Here is a 15079-nt window from a genome sequence, read left to right on the forward strand (position 1 = left end):
GGGCGGAGCCTTGGCGCGCCGACCTCGACCCGCGCACGCCGTCCCACCCCGCCCGGAACCGCCGACCGCCTCCACCGGCCGGGCCCGCGTGGAACGCACCCCCTCGTTCCCGGGCCCGGCCGCCTGCGCCTCAACACGTCTGGACGGCTTCGTTCGCCGCATCCGGTTCGCGCGCAGTGGACCTGCTCCTGCGGCGATGCGGCCGGGCGCGGCACTCAGCGCCACCGCCGCGACGTCGCCGAGTCGCCGACCGCGCCTGGGAGGCCGCCCACCAGGCCCTGCGTACTCGGTCGCGGGTGTCGATGCGGGCCGCGCGGATCGGCGCGGTTTCTTGTTGGCGGGCGCGGTAGCGGGGTAAAGATCGCACAGGTCCTGCGACATGCGCGTGGGCGGAGGAGACGAGGAACTATGGCAGAAAGCCGTTTCAGTGACACCATCGCCCAGTTGGAGGCGGAACTTCCCGGCATCGAGGCCCGGCGCCGGCGCCTGGAGGACGAGCTGACCGGCGCCGTGGCGCGCGAGAACGCCGTACGCGGCGCCATCCAGAGCCTGCAGGCCCTGGCCGGGCTGCCGGCCTCGCAGGGCACCACCGCGGTGGGCACCATTCGGGCAGAGGCGGACGCCATCGCCGGGGTCCGGCCGCAGCAGCTCGCGGCCGAAGCCGGGGCGGCGCCGGACCGGGGCGGGGAGCCGGCCGAGAAGGCCACCACACGCACGGGCACGGTCACGAAGACGGCGAAGAAGACCACCGCCAAGAAGGCTGCCCCCGCGAAGAAGGCCGCAGCGAAGAAGGCTGCCCCCGCGAAGGAGGCTGCTCCCGCGAAGAAGGCCGCGGCGAAGAAGACCTCCGGCAGCGCGCGGCCGCGTACTGCGGCGAAGAAGACGGCCGCGACCCGGAACACCGGGCCGGTGCGCACCGGCGCCGAGCCGGCCCCCGAGAAGAGCGAAACGGCTGCGCCCGCGCCCGGGCGGCGAACGACCGGGGCTACCTCCGAGAGCGTGCTGGGCGTGCTGGCCGGCGCTCAGGGGCCGCTGCGTGCCCGGGAGGTGATGGTCCGGCTGGGGATCGAGGAGTCGGCGGGCAACGTGAACGCGGTGCGCACCATGCTGGAGCGCCTGGCCAAGGCCGGCCGGGCGCAGCGCCCGGGTCGTGGCCTGTACGCGCAACTGGACGGCTGACCCGCCGGGGGCCAGCCTGCGGCCGGTTCGCGATTCTGCCCGCCTCACTGCCGGCCGGTCGCGTCACATCGCCGGGTGCGGCACCCGGACTACCGGGTCGTCACCGTTTCTGTCTGAGACGCTGGAAGGGCGCCACCTGCGGGTGGCGGCCTTCCGGTGCCTTCTCGGGGCCTCGGCAGCCTACCGCCGCCCCCGGACGTCGCCCAAGGCTCACCCTGGCGCGCGTGCACTGGAGGGGCTCCTTCAAGCTCGCTCGGAGCGAGGGCCGTCACCCGGTAGCCGTGAGGACGTCCAGGAATTGAGCGTGGTCGACCGAGACCGAGATCCGCGTCCGGGTGCCAGCCGCCGGACGCGCACCCCAGGCGCCGCGCTCGCGGTACACCTCGACCTCGCGGAACGCGCAGACGGATTCGTCGAGCGCCACGGCCGCCGCGAGCGGGTCGTGGAAGGCCTTGCCTGCGCGGCGCTTGGCCAGGTAGACCCCCATGCCCTCCCGCACGAGCACCATCCCGGGTGTGAGCCGCCGCGCCGACAGGGCGGCGTGCATCGCGCCGTCGTAGACGACGCCGTGGCAGACGTTCTTCGAGACGAGCACCCGCTCACCGACGTGGGGCGATTGCAGCAGCTTCAACGCGGCGTCCGGGGCGCCGTTGAAGTTGAACGTCGGGCAGGTCTCGCGTCCCTCGAACTTGGGGAGACGGTGTTCGGGCGGGACGACGGAGTCGCCGGCGAAGCCGCCCTGCGCGACCCAGCGGGCGATGCGCACGTCCGGTTCCCGCTCCAGGAGCAGGCCGGGATTCTTCAGCGGCGCCCCCGTGAGCAGCGTCGCGTTCCCGCTGGCGAAGGCGTCCCGCAGCAGCTGCCAGGCCTCGGCGTCGGGTTCGCGAGCCGGAACCTTCCCAAGCCATCGGCGGTGGAAGCCCGACACCGGCTTCACGTCGGTGCCGGGCCGGTACGCGCCGACCGGCACGGGCACCCCGAGGCGCCCGAGGAGGTGCTTGACGATGCCGACCTGCTCATCCGATCCGGGCATGACCGTCACGGCCACCAGGCGTGCCCACGGATGGGTCGCGAGGGCACACAGGGTGAAGACGTCGTCGGGGTCGCCGGTCTCCATGTCGAAAACGATCGGGATTGCCATGCCCGCGACCGTACCGATCCGACGGAGCGTCACCAACGGAATATCGGCGGGACGAGCGCGTTCGGCCGCCTCCTGTTCGGCGGCGCCGACGTCACCTCTCCATCCGCCTCACTCCGCCCGAAGGCCGCCTCGATCCGGCGCGGAGCGCCGCTGCGGGTGATGACCTCACGGAGGCGTTCGACGCCGTCGGCGGCGAGGTCGGCGGAGCCGAGGAGGTCGTTCAAGAGACGGGCATCAGAGGCTGAGCAGAAGGCGAGGGTTTCCGCGACCAGCAGCGTGCACTGACCGTCGAACCCACTGCCGCCAGATACGAAACCGGACCGGCGGACAGCGACATGACAGGGGCACGCGGAAGTCAGCACACGCCCCGAAGCTTGTCCGGCGGACCCCAAGACCATGGCCATGCCGACAGCAGGGGGCGCCTGCTCACCGCGCTGCAGCTGCGTCGAGGCCTGGCGCCGTACATCACCCTGCCGGGGCCGCCGAGCTGCGGCGATCAAACTTCGATGTCACGAACCGACGTTGGTCAAGGCTCAGTGGCAATCGGTCAGGGTTCAGTGGCAGAGGACATTGCCCGCGCCGCCCGGCCCGGTGTGCCGGGCCCCGCCCCGCCGCTGCGCCCTGGTCGCCGTCCTGGACGGCCGCCAGGCCGTCCCGCTGCGGTGAGGTTTGAGGGGGTGTAGTTGAGGTGTGGGGTGGTGTGTGGGCTGGGGTGTTGGTGGGGTGAGAACGGGGTCGGGGTGGTGGGTGGTTGGGGTCGGGTGGTGTGGGCTGGGGCGTTGGGGGTTGGGTGGGTTTGATCTTCGGTGTTGAAGGTTTCAGCGTGCGCTAATGGCTGTTTCCGTGCCCGGCGCCATGCGGCGCGGATCCTCCAGACGGTGAAGCTGCGGGCGTTCAATCCGCGGGCGACCGAGTGGCAGCGCATGCACGCGGTCGCGGCCGCGTTCCACATCGGGCACGGCCACCTCGACCCCACCGACCGCGAGAAGCACGGCGAGCTGATCTCCTGGCTCGACCGCCAGCGCTACCTGAACGGCCAAGGCCTGCTCGACGCCGCGCGCGTCTCGGAGCTGGACGCGCGCGGCATGATCTGGTCCAAGCACGCGAACTGGTGCCGGCCGCTCGCGGTGGGGCGGGGGCCGGCGCGCGCGGGCGGCCTCGGAAGGCCGCCAGGCGGCCCCGCCGGGGTCAGCGCCCGCCAAGCCTGGGCCTGCCGAGCCGCTCCAGCTTCTCGGCAGCTTGGTGTGCGCGTTCTCCGGTGGCGTCGTCAGATCGCCCTGGCTCCGCCCGGTCTGCGGCAGCTGCCCCGTGCGCCCGGGCGCGGCCTGGGACAAGGTCGCGCCCGGCTGAGTCGTCTATTTCTCGTAGGTGCGTCTCCACCGTGTTTGGTGCTGGCGGTCGCCTTGTCCGGCTCCGTTGATCTGGGGGAAGGAGAGCAGGCTGGCGCCGTTGTTCCACAGGCCGAGCAGGTCGCGGTGCAGGGCCCAGATGCCGTGCTCGATGCACAGGTTCTGGGCGGGGCGGGTGAACCGGGAGGTGGTGACGAACACGGCGACCTGGGCTCGATGATGCTGTAGCGCGCCCATCATGTCGCGGATCTCCCGGGCGGGGATCGCGTTGCCCGGCGCGTATCTCTTGCACTGCACGATCATGGTCCGGCCGTCGGGCAGGACGCCCTTGATGTCGGCGCCATTGTCGCCGGCCCCGCCGACCCGTTCCACCTGGGTGCAGCCGTCCCGTCGGCACAGGCCAGCCACGAAGCCCTCGAACTCGGTGCCGGTCATCCGGTCGACCTCGGCCAGCGTGCGGTGCCCAGCCGCGACGGCGTCCAGCGCCCGCCACCGCCGGTCCTCGGCCCGGGCAGCACGGTCCTTGCGCCACAGCGTCCAGCCGCCCGCCATCGCGCCCGAGACCGCCAGCGCGACCACCACGTACACCCACACCAGGTGCCAGAACATCACCAGCAGCACGGCAGCGACCAACCCACCGATCCCGAACATCTTCAGTCTGGCCGTCCGCCGCCTGGCCGTCGCCGACCTGCGCTTCCTTCCCACCATCGCCCCCTCACGTCCATCGAATCCACCTCGGCTTGCCTCCCCCACCGGCAGCCGGGACGAACGCTGTAGAGGCCCCCGACTGAGAAGGCATCCGCAATCCGCTTGCGGCGTATGACGTTTCGCTGTTCAAGGGCCTGCCATGACATGCCACCGGTAGTCGGCCGTTCGGGCTAAGGTGAACGGTCGTCAGGGAGTTGACTCGCGCAGGGGGACGGATATGGATCCGGAGCTGACCGCGCTGGCGGCCACCGCGGCGACCACCGTGGTGCAGTTGCTGGCCACCGAGAGCTGGGAGAAGGCCAAGAGCGCCGTCGGATGGTTGTGGGGCAAGGTGCACCCGGAGCGGGCCGCGGCCGTGGTGGCCGAACTGGAGGAGACCCGCGGCGAGGTGCTGACGGCTCGGGAGAGCGGCGACGAGCAGGCGGAGCAGGAGCTGATCGGTGACTGGCGCCGCCGGCTGGCCAGACTGCTGCGTGAGGGCGATCCGCAGCTCGCCGACGAGCTGCGGCGCCTGCTGGACGAGCTGGCCCCGCACCTGCCCGAGACCGGCACCGGGTCCGGTGGCACTACGGTGAACGTGAACGCCTCCGACAACGCCCGGGCGTACGTGGCCGGGCGCGACCTGCACATCACCGAGCGATGAGCGAGGACGAGCCGCAGGTTCACCTGGAGGTGAACGCCTCCGACGACGCCCGGGCGTACGTGGCCGGGCGCGACCTGCACATGCACCTGAGCGACGGTGTGCACGGCACCCGGAAGGTTGAGCCGGGCGGCGAGCCGGTGACCGAGTGCCCGTACCCGGGCATGACTGCTTTCGACACCGAGCAGGCCCGGTGGTTCTTCGGCCGGGAGCGGGAGATCGCCGACCTCCTGGTCCGACTGGACGAACGCCGCACCACCGGCAGGCCGTTGCTGGTGCTGGGCGCCTCCGGCGCGGGCAAGTCCTCGCTGCTGCGGGCAGGCCTGCTGCCCGCGCTCGCCGAGGGCCGGCTACCCGCGCCGGGGTCGGCCGAATGGCCGCGGGTGGTGTTCACCCCCACCGCCCATCCGATGGCCGAGGCGCGCCGCCGGCTGGCGGAGCCGTCGGACGGAGGCCGCATGATCGTTCTGGTCGACCAGCTGGAGGAACTCTTCACGCTCGCTCAGGACGACCGGGAGCGGCGCGAATTCCTGGACCTGCTAGCCGGGTTGGCCGAGGCGGGCGCGCTGGTGGGCTACGGCCTGCGCGGCGACTTCTACGCCCGGGCCGCCGAATACCCCCAGCTGCGTGCCGCCCTGGAGGACCGGCCGATCATCGTCCGGCCGCTGACCAAGCAGGGCCTGCGCGAGGCGGTCCTCTTCCCCGCCAGGTCGGTCGGGCTGGAGGTCGAACCCGGCCTGGTCGAGCTGCTGTTGCAGGATCTCGGCGGCACCGCCGACGGCGAGTACGAGGCGGGCCGACTCCCGCTGCTCGCGCACGCGCTGCGCGCTACTTGGCAGTTACGCCACGGCCACACGCTGACCGTCCAGGCGTACCGGGACGCTGGCGGCATCGAGAACTCGGTGGCCACCACGGCGGACGGCGTGTACCTGGGCCTCGACGAGCCCGGGCGGCGAGCGGCCCGGTCGATGCTGCTGCGCCTGGTGAGACTCGGCGACGACACCGATGACACCCGCCGCCGGCTCGCCCGGGAGTACCTGCTCCGTGATACCCCGCACCCCGACATCCTTGACGCCCTGATCCGGGGCCGACTGCTCGCCCAGCGGGACGAGACCGTCGAGATCACCCACGAGGCGCTGCTGCGCGCCTGGCCCCGCCTGCGCGACTGGATCACCGAGGACCGCCCGGGCCTGCTGGCCCACCAACGGCTCGCCGAGGCGACCGAGGCATGGCTATGGGACGACCGCAGCCGGGCCGGCTTGTTGCGTGGCCAACGTCTGGCGAGCACCCGCAAGTGGGCCGAACAACCCGACCATCGGCCCGAACTCACGGAGGAGGAGCAGGAGTTCCTGGCCGCCGGCATCCGGTTAGCCCGGCTGCGCCGATTCGGTCTCGGCGCCGCCGCGCTCACCGCGATCCTGGGCCTGGTCGCCGGACTGATCGCCGTCCAGCAGAGCCGGGCCGCCGCGCATCGCGCGGCCCAGATCGCCTCCGCCCAACTCGCCGACGAGGCCGGCAAGGTGCGCGACGTCGACCCCGGGATGGCGCTTCGACTCAGCCTGGCCGCCTTCCACACCGCCCCCACCAAGGGCGCTCGCGATCAGCTGTACGCCTCGGCCGAGGCCCCTTACCCGGTCGCGCTGGACGACCCCGCCGCAACGGAGCACAAGCCGGGGGCCGTGGTGAGCCTCGCCTTCAGTCCGGACGGGAAGACGCTCGCCGGCTCCGACAATAGCCACCAGGTGCGGCTGTGGGACGTCCTCGACCAGCACCACCCGACCTACGCGGGCGCCTTCTCCACCGACGGCACCGCCACCCTCGCCTTCGCCCCGAGCGGCCGCCTGCTCGCGGTGCATGGCAAGGACTCGCTCCAACTGTACGACGTCGCCGACACCCACCACCCGACGCTGCTCAGCAGCACGCCCGATCAGACCGGGGTCGCGTACGACCTGGCCTTCAGCCCGGACGGGCACACCCTCGCCACCGGCGCCGACGGCGGAGCCGCGCAGCTGTGGAACATCACCGATCCGGCGCGCCCCGCCCCACTCGCCACCCTCCAGGCCGATTTTCAGGACGTCACCGGAGTGGCCTTCCACCCCGGCGGCCGACTGCTGGCCGCCGCGAGCAACGGCGGCACGGTCCGACTCTGGGACCTGACAGGCGCCCACCCGAGCGTGCTGTCGACGCTCCCGGTCAAGAGCGCTTGGACGGTGGCCTTCCACCCGGCCGGAAACCTGTTGCTGACCACCGGCACATACGGGGAGATCAACTACTTCGACCTCACGGACCCGAGCCACCCGGGGTCGGCGCAGCCCCTCGATCCGTCGGACGGCAGCGATGACTACTTCTCCTCGGCGGTGAGTGCCAATGGCCGGACCTTCGCGACGGTGGGCACAGGCGGCTCGGTGAAGCTGTTCAAGTTCGATCAGCACCCGCAGCCGTCCTCGATGCTCACCCCGGGCCCGTATGTACGCCCCGGTTCGGTCGCCACCCGGGCCGTCGCGTTCCAGTCGGACAACCAGACCGTGGCCACCGGGGACGACCAGGGGCAGCTACGGATCTGGACCACCCCGGCGGCGCGAATTCCGCAGAGCCTGGATACCTTCGGACCCGGATCGGTGTTCGGCCTCGCCGGGCGAATCCTCGTCACCCATGACCCGGACAACGGGTATCAGCTCTGGGACATCGGCGATCAGCGCCGCCCGCACCTCGCGGCGTCCCTCCCCAAAGCCTGGACGAGCGTCTCCTTCCTCGACGACGATCACACCTTGCTGACCCTCGGCGACAAGCAACCGGTCGCGCTGTGGGACGCGAGCGACCCGACAAAACCGGTCCTCGATGCCACAGTCCCCTCACCCGGCCCAGCCGATCCCACCTCCATGCCGCTGGCAGTCGCGAGCACCGAGAGCAACCTGCTCGCGCTCTCGAACGGCCTGGACACGATCGAACTCTGGGACATCTCCGACCGACACCGGCCGCAGCGCATCTCGACGGTGCCGAGGCCCGGCCGGTTCGACGGTCTCGGCCTGCAGCAACACGGCCGTGTACTGGTCGCCTTCGACGAATCCACGCCCGTTCAGCTCTGGAGCCTCACCGACTCGCGCCACCCGGACGGGCCGCATGCACTGCCCGACAGCAGGGGCGCGTGGGGCGTGGCGAGCACTTCGCGGCACCAGATGTTCGTCCAGGAACAGGGGCGGAACGTACTGGTGTACGACGTGCCCGATGCCAGGAACCCGGTGCGGAAGTTCACCGTGACGGCGGCGGCGGACTCTGCGGCCGCCGTCGACGACGGCCGCTATTTGGCGATAGCGGCCGGCGACGACAACTCCCTCACCTTCTGGGATCTCAGCCGTCCCGGCAGGCAGGTCGGTCGGATCGCCATCCAGGGCAAGCCGCTCGACATCCCCGTCAGCGACGATGGCCGGCTGCTCGGGATCGCCGGGACTCTCACCGACAACGTCCAGGTCTGGAACGTGGCCGCCCCGGGCAGGGTGACCGCCGACGACGCTGTCACGCTGCCCAATCAGTCCGACCTCGCGTTCGGCCCGGACAACGGCCTGATCGCCACCGACGTGTCCGCCTCCGCATTCGGCTACGGTGTGCGCCTCTGGTATGCCGACCCCAATCGGATGTACCAGGACCTCTGCGCCGAGCTCGGCCAACTCCCGCCCCCGCCCGACTGGTCGAAGTACACCAGCCACCTCACGTACAGCGCCCCCTGTGGCTAGTACTCCAGCCGCCCTTCCCCACTCCCAGGCCGTTGACCAGCGGGAATGGAGAAGTCCGGCTGGAGTACTAGACGGCCGCGTGCCTGGGGTGCCTGACCGGTCTATCCACCCGTAACCGCCGCAACCCGGGGGCACGGGCCCGCAGGGCACTCGTTCGGTGATCAGCGATGGACACGTGCGACGGCGACGTCGGGGATCGCCACCGCGACGTCGTCCTCGGCGCCAGGTGCCGCATGCGTGAGCGGGCCGGACGCGTCGAACGGCAGAACGACGGCCAGACCATCGGCAGACACGCACGGCGCGGCGACCGGGACCGGGGCGTACCAGGTGAAGCACTCGGCTGCTGCAACTCGCTGCCGCGACCGCCGCTGCAGACCGTGCGGTGGCGTGGTCACCGGGGTGGGGACGCTCACCGGGCCGCGTTCGCGGGTGGTGGCCGGGGCGCCACAGGCCGTGGGGCCAGAACTCGGACAGGTACCGGTCGGTGCGTGCGTATACCGCTCTGAAGTCTGGCCACTGGCCGGGCGTCGGTGGCGCCCCGGCACGGGCCGGGGGCCCGGGACCTGGCAAGGCGGCGACCGGCTGCTCACCTGCGGTGGACACCTGGTGGGCGGGCCCCGGCGGGGAGGGGAACGGCCCTGTGGCCTGGACCGTCGCACGTTGCCCGGCGTTCGGGGCGCATTCTGCCTTCGCTGCCTGGACACACATCACAAGGCCCGCCACGCCGCGGATGGACTCGCTACGGCGACAAAGTGCTGTCCTGTGGAGCGTGGCACGGTGTCACCCGGGCCGCAGGCGAGTCCTCCGCACATACTGGCGACGGGCGGAGGACCGCCCCGCCAGCGAGCAGCAGCCGCAGACGGGCAGGCGGGTGGGAACGAGCGCCGGACACGGCATCCCACCAGCGCCACAGGCGGGGTGTGGCGCGATCGCGGACGATTTGCGCTCGCCACAGCGCGGCCTGGGAAGCCGCGCCGCATTGCCGCCGCGCCTCGAGGTCGCAGCCGAGCTCCTCCGCCCAGCTCCACGCGATGCCGCAAGCCACCAGCGCTACGCCAACCACTGTGGCGGCCAGCATCGGCAGGAACCAGGAGCCGGCGACCAACACTGCCGCGCCCACGGCACGGCGCAGCCGCCTGCGCGGGCCATGCCCGCGCCGCAGGTGAGCCAGCTCGTGTTCCAGCACGGTCGCCAGGTGCTCGGCATCCCGGTGCAGCCAGGTGAGGCCGATCGAGACGTGTCGGTCGCGAACGTGCTGGAGCACACAGGCCTCCCCGTACCCGGACGCCGACGAGTACGGGATACCGATGCTCTCGTGGTCGAACCCGTGCAGATCGGTGAACTCGCGCACCCGGGCGGCGGCCGCGCGCATCGTGCTGTGGCGTTGAGCGGCGGAGAAGCCCGCAAGGGCGGAATCCGACTCGGCGAAGGCCCTCCACCGCGGGGCATCCATGAGGACCGCGGTGGTCATGGATGCACGCCCGGCGCTCGACTGTCGGCCCGCCACCACCACCGTTGACATGACGGTGGCCCATAGGCCCGGCTCCCAGCCGCGCCACGGGCCGGTTACCCGCAGCACCGCGCACCCCGTCGCAGCCACCAGCAGGACACTCCACCAAGGAGCCCGGCGAAGTGCTCCCCGTACCCGAAGGAGAAGTGCCTGGGCCTCGTCCTCGTCCTGATCCACCCCGTGCCCCCTCCGTGCGGCCCGGAGCGTGACCGGGCCCTCTGCGCGTTCCTGGCTGATCGACACGGGCGACGGTGTCGCCCGTGCGCAGCTGCACGAACACCCGGCCGGGATGGCCGCGATGGCGATCTGTCCGCCGTCGCTGCAGGCCCGGACAGCACGGACACTGCCGGGCGCACCGTTCAGCTCGCACTGCCCTACGTGCACTACCTGAGGCCCGAGCACCACGTCGGGGACGCCCGGGAGCTGAACCTGACCCTCGCTCCGTGGGCGGGCCAGAACTCCGCCGAGGCCATGCGTCACGAACCCGACCGGATCACTGGCTCCGTCAGCGAGCGAGTGGGCTGACCGCGGGTACTGCAGGGCTGGGACGGCGGGTTTGTGCCGCGCCAGCCCGGGTCGGTCACGACCGGGCAGGTGCCGGTTGCGCGATTGGCCAGCGCGGACCGTCTGGGCTGCCCTGCCACGCCCACTGAGCATCGGAGGTGACGGTGATGCCGTAGTCGAACAGGTCGGGCCGTCCCAGGCCCTCCCACTGCGCCCAGGCGATCATCACCTCGTCGCCGATCCGGCGCGGCCCGCCCTGCAGCAGCACCGGCCGGCCGTCCGCCCCGGTGCGGACCTCCGCCCAGGAGTGCGCGCCGTCGTGGACCAGGACGACAGGCCCGTCCGGGCCATTCTCGGTGAACACGGCGGCGCCGGGCACCGCGACCCGCACCGCGAACCGCAGGCCCCAGTCCTCCAGCGCCGCCGGATTCCGGTCCAGCACCCGCTGAACCTCGGGGTCGGCGTCCGCACGCACCGCCGCGTGGGCGGCGGGCCCACTGCTCGGCTGGGCGGGGGCGTGCCGGTCGCCCATGAACTGGGCGAGCCCGTGCACCCAGCCTGTCGCACTCCTGCCGTCCTCGGTGACGGTGAGCGCGACGTACCCGAGCAGGCCCCATGGGTAGACGATCCGTCCACCCGGCCGCACCGACTCCACCCACGCCCACGGCACCGTCTCGACAGCGTAGGTGACGTGCAGGCGGTCGACCTGCCCGCCGCCTGGCGCCCCGCCGCCGCTCGCGTTGCCGGTCACCACCTCGGCATCCAGCCCGGCCGCGGCGAGGCGGCCGCGGGCGAACCCGGCGAGGCCTTCGTCCACCTCGGTGGAGACCACCCTGCCCGGACCGGCCCGCCAGGCGGACAGGGCCGCCGTCCACCCCTGCCCGGTGCCGACGTCCCAGACCCGATGCCCGGGTTCCAGCCGCAGGCTGTCCAGCATGTCCGCCACCACCCCGGGAGCGGACAGCGATGACGACGGGACACCACCGGCGAGCTGAGTGATGGCCGGGGAGCTGACGCCGCTGTACACCTCGGCGGCCCAGCCGGCCGGGTCCACGGCGCGGTCGAGCGGCGCGTACGCCCAGCCATCCCAGCGCCACAGCCGATCCGGTGCGAACTGGTCACGGGGCAGCGCGGCGAAGGCCTCGCGCAGCCACGGCGAATCGGCCGGCCACTGCCCGTACTGCTCCATCCCCGCGTCCAGCGCCCTGCGGTGGGCGGCCAGGTCGCCGCCGTCGTCGCTCACCCGTCAGTCCTTCTTGTGCTTGCCCGTGCCGGCGGAGGGCTTCTCCACCTTGCCGTCGGCGTTGTTCGGGGGCGGGCTTCCCTTCGCAGGATCCGGTGCTTGCTTGGAGTGGTCGCCCATGTGCGTCCCCTTCCCGCGTGTACTGAACGTGGTCGGCCGCCCATCCTCCCGCGCGCCCAGGCCGGACGGTAGAGGGCGTGCGGGGGTGCGCACCACGCTGGCACGATTCCGCGCTCCCCTCCCGGCCCGGAATCTTCTCGGAGTTCGTGTCCATGGTGTGGCGGCTGGGGTACCTGCGATCGGCTGGACACGCACGCCGGTTGTTGAGGTGGCGGCCCGCCCTTGGGTGCCCACGGTCCTCTTGCGCTGCTTGCTCTCCGGCTTTGCGTCGGCGGATTCGCTCGTGGCGGGGCGGCGGGCCTGGTCCAGGCTGCGTTCGAGGATCGCCATGAGGTCGACGACGTTGGTGGCCTCGGCGGGCGGGCCCTGGCTGACCACGATCTGCCGGCCCTCGGCCTTGGCCTGGACGAGGTCGCGGACCTCCTCGCTGTAGGTGCCGTGCCACTGGTCCGGGTCCCAGTCGACGGCGAGTATCTCGATCAGCTGTTCGGCCGTGGAGAGTTCCCGCTCCGGCAGGGGGACGTCATCGTCGGGGAGGTTCCCGACCTCGCTGCGGGGGTCGCGGACCTCGCCGGCCAAGTGCATGGTGTGGGCGGTCAGGATCCCGTGCCCGGCGGAGGGGCTGCAGCGGGCGTGTCGGAAGGCGCGCCAACGCGCTCACGAGGAAGCGGGAGCATGGCGATGATCTCGCTGCTCGGTGCCTGCGCCACTTCGACCTCCGGCGGCGGCGGGCAGGCCGTGCCGCCCACCCCCGCAACGCCCGCAGCTGCAGGCAGTCTCCGCCGCCGTTAAGCGAACTGAGATGCCCACGATCGAGCCCGTGATGTGCGAGGACGAGCCGACTGCCGGCCCGGGCGGCGCGATGACGGTTGAGGTCGGCGTCGTCACCGGGGACCTGACGATCCGCTGCGAGCGGCGATCCGGCGGTCGACGTCCGCATCCAGTACGCCGGCGCCGCGGAGTGGTATCAGCTGAAGGGAAGCCCCAGGTGCCCGAGGGCGAGCTGGAGGACGACCATGGTCGGCGGCCCAGGCGCGCCCGCCGCCGATGGTGTTGGTCACCGTGCTGTCCGCCACTACGCCTCCGCACCTGCGAGTGCTGGTGGCATCCGATCGGTGACGTCGTCGCCAGTGGGGCCGGTGCGCTGGGTGGGCAGCGCGGTGGGCGCGGCCTGGGCCAGGCAGGAGTCCGCGAGGGCCAGCTCGCTGAAGCCCTATGGGAAGTTGCCGAGTTGGCGGTCTTTTGTCGGTGCGTACTCCTCGGCGAGCAGTCCCAGGTCGTTGGGCAACAGGAGGAGCCGGTCGAGGAGTTCGCGGCCTCATCGGTACGGCCGATCGCGGTGAGGGCGTCGGCGAGCCAGAACGAGCAGGGCAGGAAGGCGCCCTCGTGTCCGCGCAGGCCGTCGACGTTCATGTCGTCCCGGTCGTGGGTGGGGTAGCGGTGGACCAGCCCCTCGGGGGTGAACAGTTCGCGCTGGACGGCCTCGACGGTGGCGATCACCCGCTTGTCGTCGCCCGGCAGGAACCCGAGAGCGGGGATGAGCAGGAGCGCCGCGTCCAGGTCCCGGCCGCCGTAGTACTGGGTGAACACCCCGCGCTGGGAGTCGAGTCCGTTGGCGCAGACGTCGGCGTGGATTTCGTCGCGCACTTGCCGCAGGTGCTGCACCACGGACTTGGCGACGGTGCGCCGGCGAGAAAGGAGGGTGGCGGTGCGATCGAAGAACACCCAGGCCAGGACGCGGGAATGAGTGAAGTGGCGGCGCGGGCCGCGCACCTCCCAGATCCTCTCGCCGGCCTCGCGCCAGCGCTGCTCCAGCTGCTCGGCCAGCGCGAGCAGCAACGCGTCACAGGGAGCCCCGGTCGACCTCTACAGGGAAGCATCAGCGGCTTTGGCGCGGGCTTTCAGTCCCGGCCATGCTCGTTGAGCATGGACCGGTCGCCGCCAGCCGGCTGACCTGTTGGAGGCGACCCCGCGCCACCCGACCGCTGACCAGGCCGTACTGGTGGTGTGGGCCGAGCATCCCGCGGACCCCGCCCTGTGCCCGGACCCCGCGCCAAGCGCTGGCCGACCGGCCCACCGAGCGGTTCGACGGGCACCCTCACCCGCCAGCGGTCTGCTCGCCTCACAGATGCCAGGCCAGCCGCCACAGCAAGCAGGGCCCACTCGAGAGGAGGTCCCGGCCGAGGCGAAGGCTGCAGTCCACCTCGCTGCTCGCCTCGTTGGAGGCCGTCCCGACAGGACATCAGGCCGCCATACACACCACGCGCAGCATCTGATCAGGCGAAACGTCGGAGTCCTGCTGGAGTGCTGACGGTTGCTCCGTGCTCCTCACTGCGCGGTGTAGAGCCGGTCGACGAACCCCGGGACGATCTCTCGCATGCGGTCCACGACGGGGATCGGCGCGCCCTGTCGGGGAGTCAGCGCGCTCTGCCAGCCGAGATAGCCGGCGGTGTTCAGCGCCTGGGCGAGGTACTCGGGGAACGAGAGCGGTAGCGGCGATAGCGATTCGCCGATGTAGTGGTAGTGGACCGTGTCCTGGGCCGGTTCCCCGGGTTCCTGGAGGAAGGCCGCGCATGCCTCCGGGATGTACAGGTCGAAGGGCTTCACGGCCCTGAACCGGTCCCCGCCCTCGAAGTCGTCGAACCAGATCGCTCCCTGCCAGTCGGAGAAGACCTCGTCAAGGGGGAGTAGGCGGATAGACCCCTCGTCACCGGTGGCGTCGCAGGCGCCTGGTGCGGTGTAGGTCCACTGCAGCGTGAAGCCGTTGAGCTCCTCGTAAAACTCCGCGGCACCCGCCGGCAGGTGCCCGCCGGCGCTGCGCAGCGCCGTGTCGAGGACGCCTCGTGGCACGGGGTCGCGGATCTCGGTGCGGGTCAGGGCGAATCCCGCGGTGCTGTCCAGTTCGCGGATGCGCGCCTCGATCAGGTCTTTGTACATGTCGTCCGTCGATTGCC

Annotated in this window: 13 protein-coding genes and 1 pseudogene; 5 read left to right on the forward strand and 9 right to left on the reverse strand. The window is 71.8% G+C overall.

Features of this window, described 5'->3' with window-relative positions:
- Positions 1–408 precede the first annotated feature (408 nt).
- Positions 409–1179 carry a hypothetical protein gene (locus BG452_RS33425; protein ID WP_188308096.1) on the forward strand — a complete coding sequence of 257 codons (771 nt, stop codon included), beginning with the start codon at positions 409–411 and terminating at the stop codon, positions 1177–1179.
- Positions 1180–1447: 268 nt separating this feature from the next.
- Here BG452_RS33425 and BG452_RS33430 read toward each other — a convergent pair whose 3' ends face one another.
- Positions 1448–2320, reverse strand: coding sequence for a nucleoside hydrolase (locus BG452_RS33430; protein WP_223243093.1), 873 nt, complete (start codon positions 2318–2320; stop codon positions 1448–1450).
- Between the two features lie 29 nt (positions 2321–2349).
- Entirely contained in the window at positions 2350–2544 is a 195-nt protein-coding gene (locus tag BG452_RS33435; protein ID WP_188308097.1) for a hypothetical protein, read from the reverse strand.
- 654 nt (positions 2545–3198) lie between these two features.
- Here BG452_RS33435 and BG452_RS48235 point away from each other — a divergent pair.
- A pseudogene (locus tag BG452_RS48235) lies at positions 3199–3396 on the forward strand (helicase associated domain-containing protein); the annotation flags it as partial.
- A 279-nt stretch (positions 3397–3675) separates the two neighbouring features.
- Here the strand turns inward: BG452_RS48235 and BG452_RS33440 are convergent.
- Positions 3676–4302 carry a restriction endonuclease gene (locus BG452_RS33440; RefSeq protein ID WP_223243115.1) on the reverse strand — a complete coding sequence of 209 codons (627 nt, stop codon included), beginning with the start codon at positions 4300–4302 and terminating at the stop codon, positions 3676–3678.
- Positions 4303–4594: 292 nt separating this feature from the next.
- Here BG452_RS33440 and BG452_RS33445 point away from each other — a divergent pair, with 292 nt between their 5' ends.
- Both BG452_RS33445 and BG452_RS47345 read left to right on the forward strand, forming a co-directional pair.
- Positions 4595–5020: a hypothetical protein gene (locus BG452_RS33445; protein WP_188308099.1), complete on the forward strand. Its 426-nt coding sequence runs from the start codon at positions 4595–4597 to the stop codon at positions 5018–5020.
- Positions 5017–8748, forward strand: a complete 3732-nt coding sequence (locus BG452_RS47345; RefSeq protein WP_188308100.1) for an NACHT and WD repeat domain-containing protein — start codon at positions 5017–5019, stop codon at positions 8746–8748. Before BG452_RS33445 ends, BG452_RS47345 begins: the two co-directional genes overlap by 4 nt.
- A 161-nt stretch (positions 8749–8909) precedes the next feature.
- Here BG452_RS47345 and BG452_RS33455 read toward each other — a convergent pair whose 3' ends face one another.
- Positions 8910–9161 carry a hypothetical protein gene (locus BG452_RS33455; RefSeq protein ID WP_188308101.1) on the reverse strand — a complete coding sequence of 84 codons (252 nt, stop codon included), beginning with the start codon at positions 9159–9161 and terminating at the stop codon, positions 8910–8912.
- 326 nt (positions 9162–9487) lie between these two features.
- Complete coding sequence (locus BG452_RS33460; RefSeq protein WP_188308102.1) at positions 9488–10219, reverse strand: hypothetical protein; 732 nt, start codon at positions 10217–10219, stop codon at positions 9488–9490.
- 417 nt (positions 10220–10636) lie between these two features.
- Between BG452_RS33460 and BG452_RS33465 the strand changes: the two genes are divergently transcribed.
- Positions 10637–10783 (forward strand): hypothetical protein, encoded by a 147-nt coding sequence (locus BG452_RS33465; RefSeq protein ID WP_188308103.1) that lies wholly within the window; start codon positions 10637–10639, stop codon positions 10781–10783.
- A gap of 55 nt (positions 10784–10838) precedes the next feature.
- Here BG452_RS33465 and BG452_RS33470 read toward each other — a convergent pair whose 3' ends face one another.
- From BG452_RS33470 to BG452_RS33485, 4 genes are all read right to left on the reverse strand, one after another.
- Positions 10839–12005, reverse strand: coding sequence for a protein-L-isoaspartate O-methyltransferase (locus BG452_RS33470; protein WP_317621348.1), 1167 nt, complete (start codon positions 12003–12005; stop codon positions 10839–10841).
- A 3-nt stretch (positions 12006–12008) separates the two neighbouring features.
- Positions 12009–12710, reverse strand: coding sequence for a hypothetical protein (locus tag BG452_RS33475; RefSeq protein ID WP_188308104.1), 702 nt, complete (start codon positions 12708–12710; stop codon positions 12009–12011).
- Positions 12711–12782: 72 nt separating this feature from the next.
- Positions 12783–13898 carry a glycoside hydrolase family 15 protein gene (locus BG452_RS46295; protein ID WP_317621354.1) on the reverse strand — a complete coding sequence of 372 codons (1116 nt, stop codon included), beginning with the start codon at positions 13896–13898 and terminating at the stop codon, positions 12783–12785.
- A gap of 555 nt (positions 13899–14453) precedes the next feature.
- Positions 14454–15062 (reverse strand): hypothetical protein, encoded by a 609-nt coding sequence (locus BG452_RS33485; protein ID WP_188308105.1) that lies wholly within the window; start codon positions 15060–15062, stop codon positions 14454–14456.
- Positions 15063–15079: the final 17 nt, after the last annotated feature.

Source organism: Streptomyces sp. CBMA123 (assembly GCF_014596465.1).
In the GTDB taxonomy this organism is placed as follows: domain Bacteria; phylum Actinomycetota; class Actinomycetes; order Streptomycetales; family Streptomycetaceae; genus Kitasatospora.

Excerpts from the sequence above, each read along its gene's own strand:
- BG452_RS33425 (WP_188308096.1), top strand. The coding sequence starts at position 409 with ATGGCAGAAAGCCGTTTCAGTGACACCATCGCCCAGTTGGAGGCGGAA.
- BG452_RS33430 (WP_223243093.1), bottom strand. The coding sequence starts at position 2,320 with ATGGCAATCCCGATCGTTTTCGACATGGAGACCGGCGACCCCGACGAC.
- BG452_RS33445 (WP_188308099.1), top strand. The coding sequence starts at position 4,595 with ATGGATCCGGAGCTGACCGCGCTGGCGGCCACCGCGGCGACCACCGTG.
- BG452_RS47345 (WP_188308100.1), top strand. The coding sequence starts at position 5,017 with ATGAGCGAGGACGAGCCGCAGGTTCACCTGGAGGTGAACGCCTCCGAC.
- BG452_RS33460 (WP_188308102.1), bottom strand. The coding sequence starts at position 10,219 with ATGACCACCGCGGTCCTCATGGATGCCCCGCGGTGGAGGGCCTTCGCC.
- BG452_RS33475 (WP_188308104.1), bottom strand. The coding sequence starts at position 12,710 with ATGCACTTGGCCGGCGAGGTCCGCGACCCCCGCAGCGAGGTCGGGAAC.
- BG452_RS33485 (WP_188308105.1), bottom strand. The coding sequence starts at position 15,062 with ATGTACAAAGACCTGATCGAGGCGCGCATCCGCGAACTGGACAGCACC.